Origin of the sequence: Bacillus badius NBRC 15713 (genome assembly GCF_001591605.1) — a bacterium.
Lineage (GTDB): Bacteria > Bacillota > Bacilli > Bacillales > Domibacillaceae > Pseudobacillus > Pseudobacillus badius.
In genome coordinates, this window is record NZ_BCVF01000016.1 from 54,827 (window position 1) to 77,738 (window position 22,912).

The window sequence follows — 22,912 nt, forward strand, 5'->3', positions numbered from 1 at the left end:
TGTTTAGTAGGCACTGCTAAATAACTATTCCACCATGAACATATTATGCCTATAAACAAGGCATAGCTTCATGGTGGTTTTTTTATGCCCGTTTTTATTCACTCTGCCGATCAATCGCTTGAAGCTTTTTAAACGAATGGAAAAACAGCCAGTCCAATATCATTATGTAACCGAACTTTCATTTTAAAAAGGAGGCAGCCCATATGGTGACCATCACAATTAATGGAAAAGACTGCACAGCTTCTCCAGGCTCCACCATCTTGGAGATTCTAAACAAAGAAAAGATCCCTCATCCGCAAATTTGCTATGTCCCTGAAGTAGATCCCATTCAAACATGCGATACTTGCATCGTGGAAGCAGATGGAAAGCTTGTCCGCTCCTGCTCAACGATTATACAGCCAGACATGAAGATTGAACTTGCTTCTCCTGCTGCTAAAGAGGCGCAAACGGAGGCGATGGATAGAATTTTAGAAAATCATTTGCTCTATTGTACCGTTTGCGACAACAATAACGGCAACTGCAAGCTGCATAACACTGTCCAGCAGATGGAAATTGAACATCAAAAATATCCGTACAAGCCAAAAGCAGCTGCTTGTGAAGTCGATCTGTCCCATCCGTTCTACCGATATGATCCAAATCAATGCATTGCATGCGGACAATGTGTGGAGGTATGCCAAAACCTGCAAGTCAATGAAACCTTGTCCATTGATTGGGAGGCTGAACGGCCGCGCGTTCTTTGGGATAAAGGAAGTTCCATCAATGACTCTTCCTGCGTCAGTTGCGGACAATGTGTCACTATTTGTCCATGCAATGCGTTAATGGAAAAATCCATGCTCGGCGAAGCGGGATTTATGACCGGAATGAAAGAGGAAATCCTCGCGCCGATGATTGATCTCGTTAAAACCGTTGAACCTGGGTATAGCGGCATCTTTGCTGTATCTGAAATAGAGGCGGCAATGCGGGATACGCGTACCCGAAAAACGAAGACCGTTTGCACTTTCTGCGGCGTTGGCTGTTCATTTGAGATCTGGACAAAAGGACGCAACATTCTTAAAGTCCAGCCGGTTTCTGAAGCGCCAGTGAACGCGATTTCTACCTGTGTGAAAGGCAAGTTCGGCTGGGATTTCGTCAACTCTGCCAAACGGCTGACTACTCCTTTAATCCGCAAAAACGGCGAATTTGTGGAAGCCACATGGGAAGAAGCATTAGAATTAGTCGCCAGCCGGCTCGGCACTATTCACCATGAACATGGTCCCGGTTCTATCGGTTTCATTTCTTCTTCGAAAATTACAAATGAAGAAAATTACCTGATCCAAAAACTGGCCCGCCAAGTATTTGAAACGAACGATGTAGACAACTGTTCCCGTTATTGCCAATCCCCTGCAACAGATGGGCTGTTCCGCACAGTCGGCATGGGCGGTGATGCCGGTACTATTAAGGATATTGCCAAAGCGGGGCTCGTCATTATTGTCGGCGCCAATCCGGCCGAAGGGCACCCGGTGCTGGCTACGCGGGTAAAACGCGCCCATAAATTGCACGGCCAAAAGCTTATTGTCGCCGATGTGCGCAAACATGAAATGGCGGAACGCTCCGATATTTTCATGAGCCCGAAACAAGGAACCGACCAAGTATGGCTGATGGCTGTAACCAGCTATATGATTGATCAAGGCTGGCATGACCAGGCATTCATTGAAGAAAACGTTCATTTCTTTGATGAATATAAGAGGGTACTCGAAAAATATACCCTTGACTACGCTGAATCTGTTACGGGCATTCCTGCTGAAACACTCATCCGAGTCGCTGAAATGATTCGAGATGCAGATGGCACTTGCGTGCTTTGGGGAATGGGTGTTACACAAAATACAGGCGGGTCCGATACGTCAGCAGCCATTTCAAACTTGCTGCTCGCTACCGGCAATTACCGTCGGCCGGGTGCAGGCGCTTATCCGTTGCGAGGCCACAATAACGTTCAAGGAGCTTGCGATATGGGGACACTTCCCGGCTGGCTTCCGGGATATCAGCACATTACAGACGATGCAGCCCGCGAAAAATTTGAAGCAGCCTACGGGGTAAAAATCTCCGCGGTCCCTGGCCGAGACAACATCCAAATGCTTAAAGCGATTGAGGCCGGTACAATGAAGGCCATGTACGTTGTCGGCGAGGATATGGCCCTCGTTGATTCAAACGCGAATCACGTTCATGAGGTCTTATCCTCCCTTGACTTTTTTGTCGTTCAAGATATGTTCTTTTCACGAACTGCGCAATACGCGGATGTTATTTTGCCGGCATCCCCATCTTTAGAAAAAGAAGGAACATTTACAAACACAGAACGCCGGGTGCAGCGTTTATACCAGGTTCTTCCCTCCCTTGGACATTCCAAGCCGGATTGGTGGATTGTACAAGAAATTGCCAATCGTCTGGGTGCTGGATGGAAATATAGCGGTCCTGGCGATATATTTAATGAAATGACAAGCCTTTCCCCTCTTTTCAGTCAAGCAAGCTATGAACAATTAGAGGGCTGGAACAGTTTTCTTTGGGGAAGCTTCGACGGAGCAAGCACACCTCTTCTCTATACAGCCGGCTTTCATTTTCCAGACAAAAAAGCACGCTTTGCCTTATCCGACTGGGTGGCACCCGCCGAGTTTCCAGAGGAGTATGATCTCCATATCAATAACGGCCGGATGCTTGAGCATTTCCATGAAGGCAACATGACAAACAAATCAACAGGAATCCAGTCAAAGGTGCCCGGAATTTTTGTTGAAGTGTCCCCGGAGCTTGCCAAGGAGCGCGGTATACAGGATGGGGCGCTGGTACGGCTTATTTCTCCTTTTGGAGCATTAAAGCTGCCAGTTTTAGTAACAAACCGCGTGAAAGCGAATGAACTGTTTCTGCCGATGAACTCGGTGGATAAAGAATCGGCCATTAACTTCTTAACTGGCCCTGCTGTTGACCAGCGCACAAACACCCCTGCCTACAAGCAGACAAAAGTAAGGATGGAAGTATTGACTTCCTGCGGAAAAACGCCGCTGCCCAAAACAAATCCCCGCAACAAAAAACGGCATCCTCAAAACGGCGTGGAAGTGCAGCGCAAATGGCAACGCCCCGGCTATGTTCACTTGACGACTAATTAATCGAAAGGAGAAAGCGCAATGGCAGAACCGATTACTTCAATCCGAAAAAAGGAAGAAACAAGTGAGGAAAGTGCCCAGCAAAAGCTGACAGATCTTCAAAGGCTGCTGGCAGATAACGAAGAGGCTTTAAATAGCATCGTTCATATGATCGGTGAATTGAATGACATGGGCGCTTTAGAAGCAGCCTCTTCTATCCTGCAGGCAAAAGAACAGGTTGCCGGCATTGCTCTTCATCAGGTGTCCAGGGAACCGGTCACCAATGTAATCAATCATTTCCTCAATGCAGCCGGCGCATTGGCAAAAACTGATCCGGACATGATGAAAAAACTGGCAGGAAGTCTTACAGCCGGAATGGCAGAAGCAAATGAACATCTCCATAGCAGCAAGCCTGTCGGAATGATAGACCTTTTAAAAGTGCTTAAGGACCCGGATATTAATCGCGCCATCCGATTTGGCCTTCACTTTCTAAAAGGCATGGGAAAAGAATTGCAAGAGTAACAATCGATGGCTTGCCTGCCAATCATGATTGACAGCGAAAAAAGGCCGACCTAAAAGACCATGAAAAATGACTTTTGGGTCGGCCTCTTTTTCTTCTCCAAACAGGCTGAGCCCCATTCCAATCAGCAGAGAAAAATCACGCCTTCTTCTCCGCCCTTTTCTTTTAGAAAAAATCTTCCTTCATCCAATTCATGTCTGATTCTCTGATGGAAAAAACAATAAAAAGAGGAATTTTTAACAAAAGGGATAAATATATACATTAGAGATTTCGCAGGAGGAGTTATACATGGAGGAAGAGAATAAAATAGTCGATCTGCAAAACATTACTTGGACAAGAACGAAGAAAAACGTATTAAATGACGTCTCATGGCGTGTCGCGAAGGGAGAGCATTGGGCCGTTCTCGGATTAAATGGTTCCGGGAAAACCTCTCTTCTGAAAATCATTGCCGGTTACCAGTGGCCAACGACAGGAACGGTGTCCGTTTTAGGCCATTTATTTGGCCAAACGAACATACCGGAGCTGCGCAAAAGCATTGGCTGGGTAAGTTCTTCCATGGACGAAAGATTTCATACCCGCCCAAGCGACTCTGTTCTGGAGATAGTATTGAGCGGGAAGCATGCCTCTGTCGGCTTGTATGAGGAAATAAGCAGGGAGGATATCGAAAAAGCTAAGGGCCTTCTCCGCCAGCTGAGAATGGATGATTTAGCGGATCAAGCGTTCTTTTCTCTTTCTCAAGGAGAAAAAAAGAGAACGATGATTGCCCGTGCACTTATGCCTTCTCCAAAATTGCTGATTTTAGATGAGCCTTGCACGGGGCTGGATTTGTACTCCAAAGAAGAGCTGCTGTCTGCTATTGAAAACATGGGGCGCTCTCCTGAAGGCCCCACCCTTTTGTATGTCACCCATCATATTGAAGAGCTTATGCCGGCTGTTACCCATGCCTTGCTGCTGAAACAAGGAAAGATTGTTGCTGCCGGTCCTAAGAAATCAGTTTTAACAGAAGAACTGCTAAGTGAAACGTTTTGCCTTCCTGTCTCAGTAGATTGGGAAGATGAACGTCCCTGGATTCATATTAAGTCCAAAACATACAACCAATAGATAGACCGAAAACGTTTTTTCTATGAATCTGTTCCCATAGGATTCATAGAAAAAAACAAAGGTGTAAGCGCTTCACTAAGCTTGGCGGAAAGCAGAAATGGACAGGGGATTAAGCCTCAGGAACGAAAGAATGTCAAGTGCACGATCATTTCCATAGGGAGGGTCTGAATTGGAGAGAAAAGCTTACCGAGGAGTTAGTTACGGAGAAGCGAAAAAAGTCGTTTTGGAGCAAAAGTACGAGCGCAGCGAATTAAGGGCATTTACTAACGGAGCAGCCGCCCGCTCTTTATTCGGACAAGGCATTTACCTCATTAATGACCTCGGCTTGGCAGCGCAATACGCCTTTTGCCACGCTGAGGTGGAGGGCGATGAAACAGCCGTTGTTTTACATCAAAAAATCTGTTTTAACCATCCTTTTATCCTCAATTACCAATTTAGCGAAGCCCGATTAAGAAAAGATGCCTTGCGCTGGAAATATGCCGGCAAGCACGCTCCCGATCCAGTACATCCTCCTGATTCGCTGGAGCTTTCCCGCCAGATCGGCAGCACGATCAAAGACTATCTGCTGGCCTTTTCCTATGACGGCATCATCTATCATGTGGATGATGAAATTATTTATTACGTTTTATATGACCAACAAAAACAAATCAGAGATATTGATGTAGAAATTGCCTTTAATATTAAAAAACCCTGCAAGGTAGAGCGGGTAGATTCTCTCCTTCTTTAACTGCCGTTCTCGGAAGGCAAACAAAACAGTCGTTTCCTGTTCATCCAACTGGCTTTTATCAAACAATCTCCCGCCGCCCCTCTGTGAACTGCGCCTAAGCAGGCAATCCATGAGGAGGAGGCGGGAAAACAGGAAAAGCGCTGGTACAGTCTTCTGCTATACTAAATTTTTTTGCTTAGCCATAATTAAATTGGAGAAATATTTACGGGCATCCGCTGTCAGGATTTGCAGCTTTACTTGCGTTACCTTGCTTTTTCCATTCAAGTTTGAACGCTCAAAAGTGAGAAAGGCTCCGCTCAAGTTCTCCTCCACCTTCGTAATTTCATAGCCGCTTTTATACAGCTCATCAATTTTTTGTTTTTCCGCTAAAAACTCTTTATAAGATGACATGATATCCTCCTCCTAACCTGCCAATTATACAGTGGCTTGTTCTTGACTTTCCGTCCCTCTCGCCGCCTCTTGACCGCCAATAATCCAATCACGTCCTGCAGTAATCCCTAAGTACTTTTCATCACTTGGATCCTCCAGCTCAGCCTGCTTATATTTTCGAAACCACCAATACTTCGACAATAGATAGTAACTAGCCGCAGAAAGAAGAAAACCAACGATAAAGGAGTAATTCGAAAAGGCAACGGAGGCGCCCCCTCCTATGGCCCAAGCTATCACGCCTGCCCAATTGACTCCTAAATAATAACTGTACTGGCCAGCTTGTTCATACAGATCAGGTACGTTCACTCTGCGTTTGCGAAGCAAATAATAATCAGCAAACAAAATGCCGACGATGGCTGACAATAGCCCGCCGCTGATGAGCAGAAAAGGCATTAGTGTATCAAAGAGATTCCATGGCTGCGTCACCATTCCGATGACTCCAGCCAAAATCACCCCTGCATAAAAAGGCACTTTAGGACCGCCAATATTAGAAAAAACAGTTGCCGCCGGGACTAAATTGGCTGCCGTGTTAGTTGACCACTGGGCAAAAACAATCATTAACAGCAAGATTCCCAATATAAGCCCTCCGGCAGCTTCCTGCAGAGCCACGATAGGATCATAGTTTCCTACTGCGATATAGGCTACTCCGCCAATCGCTACCACAAAAGTTTGCGTCAGCGGCAACGCAATCATACTGCCTACCAGAGCCCCTTTGTTTCTTTTAAACCAATTTTTCTCATATTTTGGAGCCTTGATGAACCTGGAAATCGAAGAAATATCGGCACATAAAGTCGACCAATAGCCCATATTTCCGAGCACCACTGTCAAGAAAGCCGCAAATAGAGCTGCTCCAGAAACCGGGTTCTCCATCCACGCCCATACACTCTTGCCTGCTGCGCTTGCCCGATCGGCTAACGTGTAGTACATCCAAATAGAAATTAAAATGATAGTCGGTGCGGCCAGGTTCGCAAATTTCTCGATCGCTTTAATACCGATCGAGGTATTAATGACCTGCGCTGTGACAAATAAAAGCAAACAAATAAACCAATTATCAAATCCAGTGAGAATGTTCAGTATCCCGTTAATAGCTGCAGCGCCGAAATACGAATTGATGCCGAACCAGATAGAAGCGGCTATTCCGCGAAGAAGAGAAGGAAAGTGTGTGCCTAATGTGCCAAAAGGCGCTCTTAAATAAACTGGAAAGGAAATGCCATGCTCGATGCCAATGTCTGCTATCAGGGTGATGAGAAAACCAATGACGAGACAGCCTACAAAAGAGGCCAGCAGCACCCAGGGCAAAGGCATCGCCTGTACCCCCGCCCCGCCGATCGCAAATGCTGCCAGAACCACTGCCATGCCTACCCACATTATCGAAAATCCAAACGTGCCAATTTTTCTGTCACGATGAGCAATAGGAAGAAGATCCGGAGACTTTAAATATTCACTCGTTCTTTTCATCACATATCTCCTCTATTTATTATCTGAGCTTCAGGAATAACAGTGATGCCAAATAATAAGAAAGCTTCCTTTCACTAACAAGGCAGCGTTCTGGAAAACACTCGCTCTTCAATCAAGCACAAGCCATTGATTAACGCACTTTCTCTGCCGGCTTCTCTTGGCTTCCAAAACGGGCGCGCTTTAAATATTGGCCTGAGCCCGGTTTTCCGACAAACTCTTTTTCGCGGATGACGAACTCGCCGCGTGATAAAACAGAGATGGGCTCTCCTGTCACTTTCATGCCTTCAAAGGCGCTGTAATCGACATTCATATGATGCGTTTCTGCCGAAATTACCCGCTCTTTATTAGGATCAAAGATAACAATATCCGCATCGCTGCCCACAGCAATCGTTCCTTTCCTCGGGAAAAGCCCAAACAGCTTGGCAATCCTTGTTGAAACAATGTCAACGAATTGGTTGATGGAGATCCGGCCTTTTTTCACTCCTTCTGAGAAAAAGAGGCTGAACCTGTCTTCAATGATCGGACCGCCATTTGGAATTTTAGTAAAATCCCCAACCCCCAGCTCTTTTTGGCCTTTAAAGTTGAAGGAGCACTGATCCGAGCCAAGCGTCTGCAACTGCCCGTTCTTCAAAGCATTCCATAACACTTCCTGATTCCATTTTTCGCGAAGAGGCGGAGACCAAACATACTTGGCGCCTTCAAAATTTGGTTTCTCCAAATAGGACTGATCAAGCACAAGATACTGCGGACACGTTTCTCCCCAGACCTGATAGCCTTTCTTTCGCGCTTCATCAATTTTTTCTACTGCCTCTGCACACGATACATGGACAACGTACAATTGTGAACCGGCAATACCGGTCAACTGGGCAGCTCTTCCAGTCGCTTCTCCTTCTACCTCTGGCGGTCTCGTCAGCGCGTGATAGATAGGGGCTGTGTTTCCTTCTTTCAATGCTTTGTTCACCAAGAAATCAATCACATCTCCATTTTCAGCATGCACCATCACGAGCGCGCCATGTTCCTTTGCCGTCAATAAGGTACGAAACAGTGTTTCATCATCGGCTTGGAATACATTTTTATAAGCCATGAACACCTTGAACGAAGTAATGCCCTCTTCCTCAATAATGAGAGGGATCTCTTCAAGCACCTGTTCATTGACTTCACTGATCATCAAGTGAAAACCATAGTCAATGACGGCTTTGCTTTTTGATTTCTCATGCCAGGTTTGAATGGCATTTTTCAAGGGTTCTCCTTTATTTGTTAAGCAAAAGTCGATAATGGACGTGGTTCCCCCGTAAGCAGCAGCAATCGTTCCTGTTTCAAAATCATCGCTGGTCACGGTTCCGCCAAATGGCATATCCAAATGTGTATGAGGATCAATGCCTCCAGGGAACACATACGCTCCCCGGGCATCAATCACTTCCTCTGCACCTGTTCCTAAATTCTTGCCAATCGCAGCTATTTTTCCGTCTTCAATCAACAGATCAGCCTCATACATATCAGCGGCGGTAACGATTGTCCCGTTTGTTATTAATTTCTTCATTCCATCTTTCCTCCTCTTCTTTTATGAATGGCAGATTGGAAGCTTAATAGCTGCTTGGCGCTCATTCCAGGTCATCGGCTCCCCGTTTGGTATTTCTACCATATCGATTGCCCCGTCTACCGGACACACGATGGAACATAAATTACATCCGACACAATCTTCCTCGCGAACCTTCAAATAAGCAGCCCCGCTCTCCGCTGTCAGCATATCAATGCATTGGTGTGAAGTATCCTCGCAGGCAATATGGCATTTGTTGCAATTAATACAAACATCGTTGTTAATACGGGCTACAACCTTATAATTAAGGTCTAAATTTCCCCAATCAGAATACGTATGAACGGACTTTCCGATCAGGCCGTCAAGCGCCGCGATTCCCTTCCCGTCAAGATAATTGTTTAATCCGTCAATCATATCTTCAACAATGCTAAAGCCGTGATGCATAGCCGCTGTACATACTTGAACGCACCCCGCTCCCATCAGCATGAATTCAACAGTATCCTGCCAATTCGATATGCCGCCTATTCCAGAAATAGGTACATTCAATTCCGGATGGCGCGCACACTCCGCCACCATGTTTAAAGCAATTGGCTTGACTGCCGGTCCGCAGTAACCGCCATGAGCACCTTTTCCGGCCACATTCGGAATCGTCTTCCAAGAGTCGATATCTACTCCCGCCAAGCTGTTGATCGTGTTAATCATACTAATCGCATCTGCTCCGCCTTGAACAGCAGCATACGCTGTGGCGGTGATATCCGTAATATTCGGCGTGAGCTTAACAATCACCGGCACTTCCGCCGCTTCCTTTGCCCAATAGGTTTGCTTCTCTACCAGCTCCGGCACCTGACCGGAAGCCGCCCCCATTCCTCGTTCTGCCATGCCATGCGGACAGCCAAAGTTTAATTCAAAACCGTCTACCCCGACAGCTTGGACTTTCTTTACAATTTCATGCCATTTTTCCTGTTTCGGCTCCACCATCAAGGAAGCAATCACTGCATGATTCGGAAACCTTTTTTTCGTTTCATAAATTTCCTTTAGGTTCTCTTCAAGCGGGCGGTCTGTAATCAATTCAATGTTATTGAATCCAGCTACCCGCTGGCCGTTAAAATGAGTGCCGGCAAACCGGGAAGATACATTCAAAATCGGCTCGCCCAAAGTTTTCCAAACAGCTCCTCCCCAGCCGGCTTCAAAGGCCCGCTGCACTTGATAGCCGGAGTTTGTCGGCGGAGCAGAAGCCAGCCAAAAAGGATTAGGAGATTGAATTCCCGCAAAGTTCACACGCAAGTCTGCCATCTAAATTCCCCCTGTCTTTTTTTATTGGTTTATACGCTTTCCAATGTAACCTTATCAGCAGTGAATTGCTGATGAATGGCATGAGCTGTCAGTTTCCCTTGCTGGGCGGCCGTTACAACCATGGCCTCTCCCTGGCCGTCTCCGAAAATAACATCGCCAGCCGCGTACACTTTCGGATTGGATGTTTGATGCGTCTTTGTATTGATCTTGACAATTCCATTGTTATGCTCCAGTCCCAATTCTTCAATTAGGGATAAGTAGCGCGTCTGTCCAATGGCTTTCACTATGGCATCTGCCTCTATAATGAACTCTGACCCCGCGACAGGAACCGGGCGTCGGCGGCCGGATGCATCTGGTTCTCCAAGCTCCATGCGAACACATTCCAAGGCCTCCACTTTCCCTGATTTATCTGCAATAATTCTTTTCGGCTGGGTCAGCCATCTAAACTCTACTCCGTCTTGCTTGGCAAATTCATATTCAAATTCATACGCAGTCATTTCTTTTTCCGTCCGGCGATAAACCATTTTTACATTCTCGGCCCCTAAACGGACAGAGCAGGTCGCCGCATCAATGGCTGTATTTCCTGCACCAATAACGACTATCTTCTTGCCGATAAACTGCTGATCCAGAGGAGGAGTTTTTGTGCCTTCGACAAATTCAATAGCATCAAACACTCCTTCAGCTTCCTCGCCATCAATGCCCAGCATCGGCACCTTTGACATCCCTGCTGCCAAGATAACTGCATCAAAGTTCTCGATGAGTTCCCGCACCTGAATATCCTTGCCTACTTTTGTATTGGTTTGAATGTTTACGCCCAGCTTTTCAATCTGCTCTACTTCCCATAAAGAGATTTCCTGAGGAAGCCGGAATGAAACAATCCCGTAAGTATCTAATCCTCCCGCTTTTTCTTTTGCTTCAAAAATGGTCACCTCATACCCAAGTCGAGCCAGTTCACGGGCTGCTGATAACCCGGCTGGACCGCCTCCGATGACGGCTACACGCTTTCCATTTTTTTCGCCAGCCTTAAACAGCTGCTCGTTGTTGTGAATAGCCCAATTCGTCGCATGACGCTGCAAGTTCCCGATCATAATAGGCAAGGAAGCATGATTCAATACGCAAGCGCCTTCGCATAATTCTTCTGTCGGACACACGCGGGCACAGCTTGCCCCTACTGGATTGGCCTCCATAATGACACGGGCTGAGCCTTTTAAATTTCCGGAAGCGATTTTTTTTATAAAAGACGGTATATTAATGCCGGTAGGACAAGCTTTAATACAAGGCGCATCATAGCAGTAAAGACAGCGATTAGACTCTTCAACAGCTTCCTTTGGCGTTAAATCAGGCTCAATTTCCTGAAAATTCATCCGTAAGTTGTCCAACGAAATGGTTTTGTTCTTTACTCGGTTTAAATGCATGCCGATTACCCCCTCATTTAGTTCCAAGCGTCCTATGATATCCGACATTTTTATCTTTCTTATCCATGTCATATATCCCGCTTGCTCAAGATAAAATAATGACAACTGCTGCTTCGCCCCGTATCCCCATCCCCTCGATTGCAAGATTGCCATACAGCATAAAAAACGAACAAAATATTCTTACTATTCCAAATATTGTTGGAAATAATAGTATGATATCAAAACACTTTTGTCAACACATTAGATTGCATTTTCATTTTAAATATAATGCAATCAATATCTTTATATGACTATTACATTCAACTAATTTCCTGTCTTTTTTATTCAGCTTAATTTATTTGCCATATGAAAATAGTGTAAAATAGAAATATCTCTAGATTGTCCGGCACACTATGGAAGGAAGGCGGGAAAGTTTTTGAACAGAAAAGATTTAGAAGCCCTGCTAAAAAAAACGGAGGAAAAAATAAAAGAACAGCAGATGCTTCTCAAGGACTTATCTAAACGCTTAGAAGCGTTAGAAGAACAAGAAAAAGAACGAAAAAATTATATTTCCTCTAAAGAAATCATCGACTTGGTTTTCAAGAAAATTGGAAAAACACTTAATATGTCCACAATTAAAAGATGGGCTGATGAAGGGTACCTTGGAGAAGTGATTGATGAAAAAGAAAAATTTTGGGCTCTGCGCTCTAAACAAGGCAAAAAGCGATTTCTTTATCCAAAAGTCGACACGTTTCATTTTTTATATGAAAAAGGATATTTGCTTCCTGAATTTGATGTACTTGACCGTGTACTTGTAAAGCTCCCTTCTGACGAAGCTGTTATTGGCATTGTTATTGATGCCTATCTACACAAGGGCCAGTTTTTCTATACGATTCAAAGGGAAGGATCTTTTGAACGGTTGAACGATGTGAAGGAGAGCAATCTAGCAAACGCGGCAGAGGAGCTGATGAATCAATGAAAGCGAAGATAAAGCTAACAAACACTGTGCCAAATCAAGAAATCGCCCGAAAAATTAAACGGGCCAACCAAGCTATCAATAATGTTCTCGATATTTCCTTTGCAAAAGATTTGTCTGCGATCTTTTTTGAAGGCGAGATCATCGTCATCCCGGAAAAAGCTTGGTTTTCTGATAGCGTGATCCTCGAAGGACAGGCAAAAGAAACGGATAACGGCTATGAAATCCGGCCAAAAGATAAAGGAAAGACTATTAATCTTCATCTGGATGCTGAGTTAGTTGCTGAATTAAATGAAATCCGACAGCATGTCATGAGCAAAACTCAGCATGAGATTATCCTTGATTTATTTAAAAAAGGACTAGAGCAGTACAACAAAGAAAAACTTTAACAAAAATCTCTCATTGTTGGCTGCTCATCAGCCTCTAGGGCTGCTTCTGCCTTTACAGCAGCCCTCTCTAATATATGGTGGCTTTAAAAATAAAGTTTTGTAGAAAAGTGGCGATAATTCGCCCTTTTCAACTATTATATGCCTAATTCTATCATTTTCCTTGTAACCTTTTCGATTCTGGTATCCATATTGGTCCCGTCATATTTGGAAAGTTTCAGCTCGCTTACGATTTTTCCATCACGCATAAACATAACACGTTCTGTCCGTGCAGCAACTTTTGCGTCGTGAGTTACAAGCAGAACAGTTGTGCCTTCCTCGTTGATTTCAGAAAATATATTCATAATCTCCTGTGCAGATTTCGAATTGAGAGCTCCGGTAGGCTCATCTCCAAAAATTATTTTCGGGTTGTTTATAAGGGCTCTGCATATCCCCGCCCGCTGTAGTTGACCTCCTGATACCTGTGTAATATCGTGTTCTTCAAGCTCTCCAATGCCGACTCTTTTCATAAGCGCTCTTGCCTTATCAGAAATGCTTGCGACGTTTTTTCTGTTGTCACGCATCATAGGAAGAATGATATTGTCGATAATGTTTAAATTTTTCAGCATAATAGGTTGCTGAAAAACAAACCCCATTTTTGTTCTGCGTATATCTGAAAGCTCATTTTCTCCCATGGCGGATAAATCCCTGTCTCCAAATACGACCTTTCCGCTATTAACCTCATCCATTCCACTTAGTGCAAACATCAGTGTCGATTTTCCTGACCCCGATGCACCCATTATCGCAACGAATTCGCCTTCGTTTATTTCAATAGAAAGCTCATCGAGAACATTTCGCTGTTCCTCTCTCTCTCCGAAAGATTTTGTTATACGGTCACCGATAATAATCTTCTTCATTTGCTTACCCCTTTATATTTTCTGAAATTTTGATTTGTCCTGCTCCCGATGTGCCGCCTACTGTTGCGATTAGTACCGCACATACCATCATCAGCGGACAAAGTAAATATGCCGAAAGTGGATTAACCGTAAACTTAAACGAATCCGCTCCAAACGAGGAGATGATCGCCCCCGCAAGTAATTCTCCGAGAGTATTTGCCAGAAGCGTGCCTAGAACAATTCCGATAATTAAAACGAATACTGATCGTGACATATACTGTATCCTGATATCTGATTTCGTAAAACCTAGGGCTTTCATTGCAGCAATGGAGGTTCTGTCCTTTGCAATAAGCAGTTTCATAAATAACAGTGTAATTAATACTGTTATAATGAGCGACACGGCAACGGCTGCGTAGGATGCCGTTTCGACAGAACGTATGGTTGAGCCAAATGTCTGTGTCACAAATTCATCAACATTGGAAATTTTCGCATAACCAAATTTACTTAAGTATTCAGAAATTTTATTATCGACCATAGATGTATCCGAAAGTTCAGCAATGATAATACTCCACATAATATCTGCCGAATTATCGGTGAATACAGCCTTTGCAGTTTTACCGCCATTGGTAATATCAGAATAGATCCCGCTTACCGAAAAGTCTTTCTCCTCTCCTTCAATCACTAATGTAATGCGATCGCCTATCTTTTTATTCAATTCATCGGCGTTTATAGATGAGAGGGCAATTTCGTTTTCTTGAACGGGGGCTTTTCCCCCAGAATATGCTATAGGAAACGCAGAATGGTCGCCCAGTTCAACTTTTAGATTTTCCTCCGTTCCGTCTTCCATTTTTGCCTTGAATATTTTGGTTGTCAGAGCAGCATAATTGGAAATCGCACGGTCATTACTTATTTCCTTTAAAATTTCGTCAGTTTTTTCAGAGATATTTGAAGTCTGCTGTATGTCAATACGCATATCGTAATCACCGATACCCATATATTGTGTAAAGCTTTTTGAGGATATCGTGTTATACAAATTCTGTGGAACAATGATGATAAATGATGAAACGACCAATACAGCAAGCATTGTGGCGTAAAGCTTCTTTCTTGTGAGAACATCTTTGATACCAAGAAAAATATTCGTGTTAAATAACCAATTCCTATTCAAACAAAAACGCTTTGCACCTGAACTCTTTTCTTGTGAAGTACCAAAGCGAATGGCTTCCACAACGGATATTTTCCGAAAATGCTTTAACACGCCATTAACATAGAGAAGAATAGAGAATAATACCAGCAGTATGCCTATAATTCCGAAAAGAATTGCAAAGGAAGAATTTTCGGCTTCCCCCATATAAAGGCGGATATTCTCAAGCAGTATGCCTTTGAACAGAATCGAAAGCCCAAAACCGAGTATGCTCCCCACCGTAGCAATCGCTACATATTTTACGAGATAAATCCTTTTTATATCGGAAATGCGCAGCCCTATTGCTTTCATCACACCAATTTCATGATAGTCATCTTCCATTTTCGAAAGGAGTGTAAAGCGAATGCAGATAAATGTGATGGCAACAACAAGTGCGCTTACAAAAAGTATAACTGCGATCATCATTCCATCTGAAAGTGCATTCATCATTTTGAAAAGCGTATATGTAACTGTTGGACCGTTCGCTTCTAGCTCTGCGGCAGCATAAGCAGTTTCAAATTCTCCAAGCGCAGACAAGTCTTTTAATCTGAACTCAATCAAATGTTCTATACTGCCTAGATTTTTCATTTTTTCGTAATCATTTTCACTGACAAGAAATCTCTTGGAAGCGGAGAGTGTAGAATTCATTTGCGAATCGCGAAGAAATCCCGCAACGACGAATTCCTGACCGCTTATTACCGCCTTGTCACCGACCTTTGTGATGTTGTCCCTCATATAGCTTATTGGAACATAAAGCTCCCCTTCAGATACATTGATGATATTTCCATCAAGATCAAGAAGGTAATCGAATTGTTCGCTCTGTGTGCTAAAACCGTTATCCTGAACACTATCCACTAATGAATTTTCGCCAAGTATAATTTCTGAGCCGTCTATGTTGAGGAATTCAATTACCTGAAATTTATCGACATTGCTATTCTTCTCTGCAAAAGATGTAAGCCGGGCATGATCAATCTCCCCCGAATGCATCTGTAGAAAATGGGGAGTTTTAGATTTTGTCATCAGAGTATCTAGTGCACCTGAAAGATTAATGGTCAGGATCGCCGCCAGCGAGACAAGCATAGCTGCGGCAGCGACAAATATCATAGTTACCAACGTAATCATTTTATTCTTTAAAATATCATTGCCTATTATTCTGAAATACATAATTCACCTCTGTTTTCAAATTTGCCGATTTTACATGATGAAGAAGTGCTGAAATCACACCTTCCAGCATTACCTCGATAATAATGAGAAATAATCCTCTTTTGCCTGTGCAAAAACATCCCCCATTCATTACTCCGACTATCAAAGAAATTTTTCCGAGCTATTCATTGCTCATAAACATTTGTATAACGGACATAAGGCTCCCTTTTTCAACATCCAGTAGTCTTTCTACATTAAAAATAAACGCCTGAATGCGGGTAACACGATCCTCTTCTGTCATCTCAACCATATCATTATCAAAAATAGTATTTGCATATGTCACAACCATTTCCATGCATTCATACGGGTATGGTGTGCTGAATACGCCTTGTTCAATGCCCTCACAGATGATTTCCGCCAAAATAGGTGTAAGGCCGTTAATAATGATTTTCTGTATTTTCTGATGCATAAGCGCATTTTGAGGTCTATGAAGGTGTTCCATCATTTCCCCGCTACTTCCGCTGCTTAGATTCATTGACATGACAACACGGATAATACGATCGACTAAGGGGATCGTTTTGTCTGCAGCAACCTCTCGTGCGGCACCTAAAAGCCGGTCACTATAACGCTCAATCAGCGCATCCATAATATCCTCTTTTGATTTGAAATGATGATACAATGTGCCTCTCGCAATTCCTACCTTTTCGAGAATATCGTTTGTACTCGTACCGTCAAATCCCTTCTTCCCGAAAAGCTCGTCTGCCACATCAAGAATTTCATTTTTGCGTACTTCTGCTTCTTTTCTCATTTTCTCCTCCTTTATAGACCGATTGCCTGTCGGTAAAATTGTAACATGCTCTATAAATCTGTCAAGTTTATTTTCTGGGATTAATTTATACTCATATTTAATAAAAAGAATGCTGCAGGACGGGATTTAGTAACGACGAATTCAAACTCCAGCTTCGCACAGCAAAATTGGTTTACTCTTTTTTGGAATGTCCAATAACTCTCCTTATAATTAATGCTCGGTCACTATTGCGGCACCTAAATTTCTGAACATAGCCTAATGTTTTGCGCGAAATGTTGGGGAGACGCCTAATAGAATGATTCATATTTATCCAATAGCCCTACTAGGCGTCTCATTCCTCAAGCGGCTCTCAGGAAATGATCAAACTTTATTCCAGGCCAACATAGGTGGATTTCCTCTCTATCGCTTCTCCCCTCCTCCTCTTCATAAAATAATTTTAAAAGAAGGATTATTGTCTATCCCATAGAATCTTAAATCAATAGATATATATTTATTGATTGATAACTTTTTTCGCAAAAATATCTTAATCGGGGTGAGCAATTTGTATAAGCAGAAACTAGCTATTAATGGTAAACGGTTAAAAGACACACTGGAAAGCTTCGCAAATTTCGGCCGTACAAAGAACAACGGGGTGACCCGGCTGGCCTTGTCTGAAGAAGACCTCCATGCCAGAAATTACTTTCGTTCCTGCTGTGACGAATTGGGCATGTCTGTCCGTGTAGATGATATGGGCAATATGTATGCAACCTTGGCAGGTATTGAAAACAAGCCGCCTATCGTTGTCGGCTCACATATGGATACGGTGAAAAAAGGCGGACGGTTTGATGGAATATTAGGCGTGGCAGCTGGTCTGGAGGTAGCCAGAACGTTAGTCGAACATAAAATTCAACCGCAAGTTCCCCTGACGATCGTTAACTTTACGAATGAAGAAGGCGCGCGGTTCGAACCTTCGATGATGGCGTCTGGTGTTTTGTCAGGAAAATTTGATAAGACGGTTATGATGAAAAAAGCAGATAAAGATGGAACTACTTTCGAAGAAGCTCTTCAGTCTATCGGCTATGCCGGCGACAGTAAAAATCGCTTAACAGAGGCTGCGGCTTTTCTCGAATTACACATTGAACAGGGGCCGATTCTTGAACGGGAAGCTCTGACAATTGGTGTCGTTGAATGCGTGCTTGGAATGGTATGCTATGAAATTGAAGTGAATGGGGAATCTGATCATGCCGGCACTACCCCTATGAATATGAGGAAAGATGCGCTTTTTGCTGCTAATGATCTGATTGCAGCCATCCGCCAGCAGCTCGCTTCACTGGACGAGGAGCTCGTCTTTACTATGGGCAGAATGAATGTTTTTCCGAATATCCACACGGTTATTCCGAACAAAGTTGTCTTTTCACTAGAAGCGAGACATAAAGATCCTGCAGTTATTAAGCAAGTAGAGAAAGTGATCCACAGTCTCCCTGCGCTCTCCGCGAAACAGAACTGCTCTGTAAAAACAGAAAAGCTGTGGGGCCGTGACACCGTTTGGTTTGATCAACATATTTGTCAGGCTCTGGAGCAGTCTGCCCAATCCTTAGGCTATTCTTTTAAGCGCATGGTCAGCGGCGCCGGCCATGATGCCCAATTTATCGCCAGCTATATACCTTCTGCAATGATCTTCGTTCCGAGTATTAACGGAAAAAGCCATTCGGAGGACGAACTCACTACGTGGGAGGATTGTGAAAAGGGCGTTAACGTCTTATTGGAAACAGTCCTTGCTCTGCAATCACCCTCTTAATTGCTGCTGGATTACAAAAGCAGAATTTTGCTGAATGAATTCAGCAAAGTTCTGCTTTTTTCTGTTATACAGGAGAGAATATTTCCCGGGAAGTGATCATTCGACCAGCCTGACGCGAAATGGCTAGAAGACTCACCATTGTTCTCTAATCGGGCGGATCGAAAAAGGATAAGTACACTCGACAGCAGCAAGTTCTTTTTTTAAACAACAAACTTGCGGATTAAGCTGTTCAGATCCTCAGCGAGCACGGACAGTTCCCTCGCTTTTCCGGCTACCCCCTCCATAGAGCTGCCTGTTTGAAGTATGGAAGCAGATGCTTGTTCAATTCCCGCCGCTGATTCTTCTGCAATCGAAGCAATGCTTTCAATAACTCCATTCATTTGCTCACTGTCGGCCGCTATATCCCCCAGGCTTTCCGACACCGTTTGAATTCTTATTGCCATATCGGATACAGAAGCTTCAATCTTAGCGAATGTCTCTCCTGTATCTTGAATTTTCTCTATGCCGTTGCCTACCTCCGTATAGCCTGTTTCTAAAGAAGCAGCGACCTCAGCTGACTCTTCTTGAATGCTGGTAACAATATCCGTAATATCTCCTACCGAAACAGCCGCTTGGACAGCCAGTTTCCGCACCTCATCTGCCACAACTGCAAACCCTTTTCCCTGCTCGCCAGCCCGGGCTGCTTCAATAGCGGCATTTAAAGCCAATAAATTTGTTTGCTCAGCAATGCCTTGGATCACAGCGACTAATGCAGAAATCTCCTTCGTTTGTCCATCAAGTCCCTTTACTTTCCTGACGGCGTTCTGCATAATGACATCAATCTTATTCATCTGGCTTACAGAAGCAGTCATTAAGCAGCTTCCTTCAGAAGTTAACTGTAAAACCGCTTTTGAAGCGTCTTCAATGCACTTTCCATTGCTATTGGCTTCCCGAATCTTTTCCGCATAGCTGACCATCGATTTTGACAGTTCATTTGTCTCGTCTGCTTGAACTCCCGCTCCATGCGAAATTTGCTGCATCGCAGCTGCCGCTTGCCGGCTTCCCTCTCCCACTTCACTGGAGGTTTTCGTCAGCTCTTCACTTTGGCCGGATACATGCTCAGAGACAGCCGTCATTTTCCCGATCATCTCCTGTAAGCTTTCAAGCATTTTATTCATGGCACAGCTCAAGCCGGCGATTTCATCCTTTCCTTCATAGGTGCTTTTCTCAATAGTTAAGTCCCCTTCAGAAATACTAGCAGCCATTTCTATCACTCGGTTCAAACGGCTTCTCACTAAACGGTTGATCATGTAGACAGCAGTCAAACCAGCAATAATAGATAAAAGAATAGACGCCACTAATACTAGGATTGATTTATTTAAGCTGTTTGCAGCCTCTGCAGACGCCTCCTCTCTTTGCTTATGAATTGCGCTCTCCAGCTCCTCAAGCTTCCCGACCGTCTCGCTTCTTAAGGCTTGCGCTCTTTGCCTGGCAAGCAATATGTCCAACTGATCCCCGCGTTGGACAGCAGAAATCATTTTGTCGTAAAAAAGCGTAGTCATTTCCTGATTATTTTTTTTAATCTGTTCAAAGAGTTCTGCTTCCTTATCTGTTTGCATAGTAGCTTGCAGCCTTTTCTCCAACGTGTGGAAGGCTGCTTTTCTTTCCTCGAACTCTCGAACAAACCGGTCATCCGAATGGTTAATATAGTCTGCGATGCGAATATCTTGCTCTTGAAATAAAGAAGCCATTTTAGTGATTTCAATAGACCTGTTCCCCTTTTGCTGGAGAGCGGCAACCGCTTTCTTAACATCCGACAGCTGGATATAAACAATAACTGCGGAAATACAAAAAAGAAAAATGACTCCTCCTAAAGCTAAGCCGTACTTTTTTCCGATATTCATGTTTCTAAACAGCTTTGCCAACAAGTTCTCCCCCTTCTTTTGCTCTTGCTGAAAGAGCCCTTTATTCAAAATCAAACAGCTGAAAAGCAAATCTTTAGACCTGAATCCTTATTCCTATTTTATACAAAACAAATTATTCATTCAATTCTAATTATTGCGTCTAGTTTCATCCGTATGGAAGAACGCCCCTTCATGGCTATACAAAAAAGGAGCTGGCCCAAAAGGTCATGAAACATGACTTTTTTTGGGTCGCCCCTTTTTTGTTGCATCTTCACTCTGCTCTTTTCGCAAACAGTAAAAAGGTAAATAACTCCACACTAACCTCCGGACTTCTCTTTCATGCGCTCCGTCACTTCCATAAACCACTCTTTCTGATTTAAATCGACTGTCAGCCTGGCTAAATCAAGAAGCTCCTCTGTTGTTAACTCATCATTCATTAATGTTAATTGATGATAACTGTACCTATGTTCTCCTGCCGGCTTTCCATTCCTAATGACAAACACCATGGCGCCATGATAACTTGCTTCTAATACAAAGCCGATTGCATTTCTGTTTTTGATTTTCACCCAAACTCCTGCTTTATACAAGTTAATGCCCCCATATCCCGCCTTCTGCGAGTTCGTTTTCCCGTCTACTTCCCGCGACATAATGAGCAGCACAAACAAAAAACATAATGGATGGTCTAACTAACCAGGCTGTTTGAAAATGCCGGCCCGCCAGCGAATACAGCAGCACATTTAGCAAACAGCCAGCTGCCAATTGAAGAAGGGCTGCCGCCAGCCTGGATTTATATTATTATATTCAGCTTGTGCTTTCGATGACAACCTGACTGTTACATTTTGCCGGGCAAATATTACAGGGGACGCAATTTTTAAAGCTTATGAGAGAAGCTCCTTTGTTTATGAACGCTTCTTCTTACTTTTGGTGAAAACTTTCCTCGCCGGCGGCCAAAGAAAAAAGAATGGAGATGCATTTGCATCTCCATTCAGCTATTAACTAGTTGCTTCAAGCGGATTTTTATTCTCATCTGCCGCCTGTTGATTTTTCTTTTCTCTTTTTTCCAGATTCTCAATCCGTTCAAGCTCCAAGGCTTTCGGAATAGAAATCCAGTAGCACAGGAGAATAGCCAGGATCGCCCCTAAGAACTTGCCCAGCATGACTGGGATAATGATCGTCGGCTGGAAATTCGCCGGAAAGGCCAGCTGATCGCCAATCATCCAGCCGCCGGAAATAGCATAAGCAATGGTTAATACTTTATCCTTTGCCGGCATATCCTGAATAATTTTGAAAAGAGCAAGCGGGTTAGCTGTAGCGGCAATTACACCGGCACTTCCGATGCTGCTTAAACCAAGAAGCTTGCCAAAGTACTGCAGCGGCTTGGCCAAATACTTTTGGATCGCATACACCATCGGAAAAGCCCCGGCAAGCATAATTCCGATATAACCGGCAATTTCAAGCCCTCTGAATTGATCCTTTTCATCTGCAATGATAGGGTCAAATCCCCAATGTCCGAATACGGCAGTGAATACACCTGTAAAATATTCAACAATTGTACAAGCTAAAACAAGTTTCATCGCCGTGCTCATAAACCAGCCGATTCCCATAAACCCTTTAATCATTAAATTAGGAAACATGCGTAAGCCGACAGCGATAAATATTCCTACCGCCGTTAAAGGAATTAAGTTAATCAGAATCGTGCCGATCGACATGGATAATTGATAGGCCGGTTCGGCTGTTGTGCTGATTGTATCGCGAATTTTTGTTTCTGTCAGAGCTAAGATACTTGTTGTAATAAATACGCTGATAGGCACTGTCAGTACACCTGACATCATTCCAAGAGCTAAATATTTATGGTCCCGCTTTTGCAGCATCGCGAGAGCCACCGGAATCGTAAAGATAATATGAGGCCCCATTATAATGCCGTTTACCGTGGCAATAATCCAGTTTTCACGATCACTGGCCAGTACATCGGCCAGCTGATAGCTGCCCATGTCACTGGATATAAGTGTGGTTGCTGCCATCGCCGGATCTGCGCCGATAGCAGAAAAAAGCGGACCGAAGGCAAACTCGATAAATTTTGATAAATACGGAATAGACGCCAGCGTGGCGGCAATCGGAATGAAAATAGGACCAATTGTATGAATCCCCTGAATAAATTCCTTCCCCATTCCTTCTTCTTCATTACGGACAGCGGCAATGGCTCCAATAATCACAAAAGCCATGATTACATAAATGACATAAGTCCCCAGATGCTCCATAGACATCCTCCCTTTCCCCTTCAAAGTTGTTACGCATGAAGATGCATTCCTACGTAAATA

The 22,912-nt window shown here is 43.8% G+C and carries 18 protein-coding genes; 7 read left to right on the forward strand and 11 right to left on the reverse strand.

The annotated features are described in order from the left end of the window. The first annotated feature begins 203 nt into the window (after positions 1-203). The 4 genes from fdhF (at position 204) to BBA02S_RS10020 (ending at position 5,455) form a co-directional block, all read left to right on the forward strand. Positions 204-3,131, forward strand: a complete 2,928-nt coding sequence (fdhF, locus tag BBA02S_RS10005; RefSeq protein ID WP_041113025.1) for a formate dehydrogenase subunit alpha — start codon at positions 204-206, stop codon at positions 3,129-3,131. 18 nt (positions 3,132-3,149) lie between these two features. After that, positions 3,150-3,629, forward strand: a complete 480-nt coding sequence (locus tag BBA02S_RS10010) for a helical membrane plugin domain-containing protein (protein ID WP_041099419.1) — start codon at positions 3,150-3,152, stop codon at positions 3,627-3,629. A gap of 286 nt (positions 3,630-3,915) precedes the next feature. Further along, a complete protein-coding gene (locus BBA02S_RS10015) occupies positions 3,916-4,728 on the forward strand; it encodes an ABC transporter ATP-binding protein (RefSeq protein ID WP_041113024.1) in 813 nt (270 codons plus the stop codon). A gap of 169 nt (positions 4,729-4,897) precedes the next feature. Beyond that, on the forward strand, positions 4,898-5,455 hold the full coding sequence (locus BBA02S_RS10020; RefSeq protein ID WP_052477210.1) for a hypothetical protein: 558 nt from the start codon (positions 4,898-4,900) through the stop codon (positions 5,453-5,455). Positions 5,456-5,611: 156 nt separating this feature from the next. Here BBA02S_RS10020 and BBA02S_RS10025 read toward each other — a convergent pair whose 3' ends face one another. From BBA02S_RS10025 to BBA02S_RS10045, 5 genes are all read right to left on the reverse strand, one after another. Continuing rightward, a complete protein-coding gene (locus BBA02S_RS10025) occupies positions 5,612-5,845 on the reverse strand; it encodes a hypothetical protein (protein ID WP_041099414.1) in 234 nt (77 codons plus the stop codon). 24 nt (positions 5,846-5,869) lie between these two features. Next, positions 5,870-7,342, reverse strand: a complete 1,473-nt coding sequence (locus BBA02S_RS10030) for an NCS1 family transporter (RefSeq protein WP_041099412.1) — start codon at positions 7,340-7,342, stop codon at positions 5,870-5,872. 130 nt (positions 7,343-7,472) lie between these two features. Beyond that, entirely contained in the window at positions 7,473-8,882 is a 1,410-nt protein-coding gene (hydA, locus tag BBA02S_RS10035; protein WP_041099410.1) for a dihydropyrimidinase, read from the reverse strand. 21 nt (positions 8,883-8,903) lie between these two features. Then, on the reverse strand, positions 8,904-10,172 hold the full coding sequence (gene preA / locus BBA02S_RS10040; protein WP_041099408.1) for an NAD-dependent dihydropyrimidine dehydrogenase subunit PreA: 1,269 nt from the start codon (positions 10,170-10,172) through the stop codon (positions 8,904-8,906). A 29-nt stretch (positions 10,173-10,201) separates the two neighbouring features. Beyond that, the gene (locus BBA02S_RS10045; protein ID WP_052475240.1) at positions 10,202-11,587 is read right to left on the reverse strand and encodes an NAD(P)-dependent oxidoreductase; all 1,386 of its coding nucleotides are present in this window, start codon (positions 11,585-11,587) and stop codon (positions 10,202-10,204) included. A 415-nt stretch (positions 11,588-12,002) separates the two neighbouring features. Between BBA02S_RS10045 and BBA02S_RS10050 the strand changes: the two genes are divergently transcribed. Both BBA02S_RS10050 and BBA02S_RS10055 read left to right on the forward strand, forming a co-directional pair. Continuing rightward, positions 12,003-12,545, forward strand: a complete 543-nt coding sequence (locus tag BBA02S_RS10050) for a hypothetical protein (RefSeq protein ID WP_052475239.1) — start codon at positions 12,003-12,005, stop codon at positions 12,543-12,545. After that, positions 12,542-12,931: a hypothetical protein gene (locus tag BBA02S_RS10055; protein WP_041099406.1), complete on the forward strand. Its 390-nt coding sequence runs from the start codon at positions 12,542-12,544 to the stop codon at positions 12,929-12,931. The genes BBA02S_RS10050 and BBA02S_RS10055 overlap by 4 nt, the downstream gene beginning before the upstream one ends. 134 nt (positions 12,932-13,065) lie before the next feature. Here BBA02S_RS10055 and BBA02S_RS10060 read toward each other — a convergent pair whose 3' ends face one another. The 3 genes from BBA02S_RS10060 to BBA02S_RS10070 form a co-directional block, all read right to left on the reverse strand. After that, positions 13,066-13,824 (reverse strand): ABC transporter ATP-binding protein, encoded by a 759-nt coding sequence (locus BBA02S_RS10060; RefSeq protein ID WP_041099404.1) that lies wholly within the window; start codon positions 13,822-13,824, stop codon positions 13,066-13,068. A 4-nt stretch (positions 13,825-13,828) separates the two neighbouring features. Beyond that, positions 13,829-16,147, reverse strand: coding sequence for an ABC transporter permease (locus tag BBA02S_RS10065; protein ID WP_041099401.1), 2,319 nt, complete (start codon positions 16,145-16,147; stop codon positions 13,829-13,831). 160 nt (positions 16,148-16,307) lie between these two features. Continuing rightward, positions 16,308-16,934, reverse strand: coding sequence for a TetR/AcrR family transcriptional regulator (locus tag BBA02S_RS10070; RefSeq protein WP_041099399.1), 627 nt, complete (start codon positions 16,932-16,934; stop codon positions 16,308-16,310). Between the two features lie 541 nt (positions 16,935-17,475). Here BBA02S_RS10070 and BBA02S_RS10075 point away from each other — a divergent pair. Then, positions 17,476-18,711 carry a Zn-dependent hydrolase gene (locus tag BBA02S_RS10075; protein WP_041100242.1) on the forward strand — a complete coding sequence of 412 codons (1,236 nt, stop codon included), beginning with the start codon at positions 17,476-17,478 and terminating at the stop codon, positions 18,709-18,711. A gap of 200 nt (positions 18,712-18,911) precedes the next feature. Here BBA02S_RS10075 and BBA02S_RS21750 read toward each other — a convergent pair whose 3' ends face one another. The 3 genes from BBA02S_RS21750 to eutH all read right to left on the reverse strand — a co-directional run bounded on the left by BBA02S_RS21750 (position 18,912) and on the right by eutH (position 22,852). Continuing rightward, a complete protein-coding gene (locus tag BBA02S_RS21750) occupies positions 18,912-20,615 on the reverse strand; it encodes a methyl-accepting chemotaxis protein (RefSeq protein WP_041113023.1) in 1,704 nt (567 codons plus the stop codon). Positions 20,616-20,911: 296 nt separating this feature from the next. After that, a complete protein-coding gene (locus tag BBA02S_RS10085; protein ID WP_041099395.1) occupies positions 20,912-21,181 on the reverse strand; it encodes a hypothetical protein in 270 nt (89 codons plus the stop codon). Positions 21,182-21,586: 405 nt separating this feature from the next. Next, positions 21,587-22,852 (reverse strand): ethanolamine utilization protein EutH, encoded by a 1,266-nt coding sequence (gene eutH, locus BBA02S_RS10095; protein WP_041099390.1) that lies wholly within the window; start codon positions 22,850-22,852, stop codon positions 21,587-21,589. Between the last annotated feature and the right edge of the window lie 60 nt (positions 22,853-22,912).

Coding starts and splice junctions, on each gene's coding strand:
- BBA02S_RS10060 (WP_041099404.1), bottom strand. CDS start 13,824: ATGAAGAAGATTATTATCGGTGACCGTATAACAAAATCTTTCGGAGAG.
- BBA02S_RS10055 (WP_041099406.1), top strand. CDS start 12,542: ATGAAAGCGAAGATAAAGCTAACAAACACTGTGCCAAATCAAGAAATC.
- BBA02S_RS10030 (WP_041099412.1), bottom strand. CDS start 7,342: ATGAAAAGAACGAGTGAATATTTAAAGTCTCCGGATCTTCTTCCTATT.
- eutH (WP_041099390.1), bottom strand. CDS start 22,852: ATGGAGCATCTGGGGACTTATGTCATTTATGTAATCATGGCTTTTGTG.
- BBA02S_RS10045 (WP_052475240.1), bottom strand. CDS start 11,587: ATGCATTTAAACCGAGTAAAGAACAAAACCATTTCGTTGGACAACTTA.
- preA (WP_041099408.1), bottom strand. CDS start 10,172: ATGGCAGACTTGCGTGTGAACTTTGCGGGAATTCAATCTCCTAATCCT.
- BBA02S_RS10010 (WP_041099419.1), top strand. CDS start 3,150: ATGGCAGAACCGATTACTTCAATCCGAAAAAAGGAAGAAACAAGTGAG.
- BBA02S_RS10070 (WP_041099399.1), bottom strand. CDS start 16,934: ATGAGAAAAGAAGCAGAAGTACGCAAAAATGAAATTCTTGATGTGGCA.
- hydA (WP_041099410.1), bottom strand. CDS start 8,882: ATGAAGAAATTAATAACAAACGGGACAATCGTTACCGCCGCTGATATG.
- fdhF (WP_041113025.1), top strand. CDS start 204: ATGGTGACCATCACAATTAATGGAAAAGACTGCACAGCTTCTCCAGGC.
- BBA02S_RS10065 (WP_041099401.1), bottom strand. CDS start 16,147: ATGTATTTCAGAATAATAGGCAATGATATTTTAAAGAATAAAATGATT.
- BBA02S_RS10015 (WP_041113024.1), top strand. CDS start 3,916: ATGGAGGAAGAGAATAAAATAGTCGATCTGCAAAACATTACTTGGACA.
- BBA02S_RS10025 (WP_041099414.1), bottom strand. CDS start 5,845: ATGTCATCTTATAAAGAGTTTTTAGCGGAAAAACAAAAAATTGATGAG.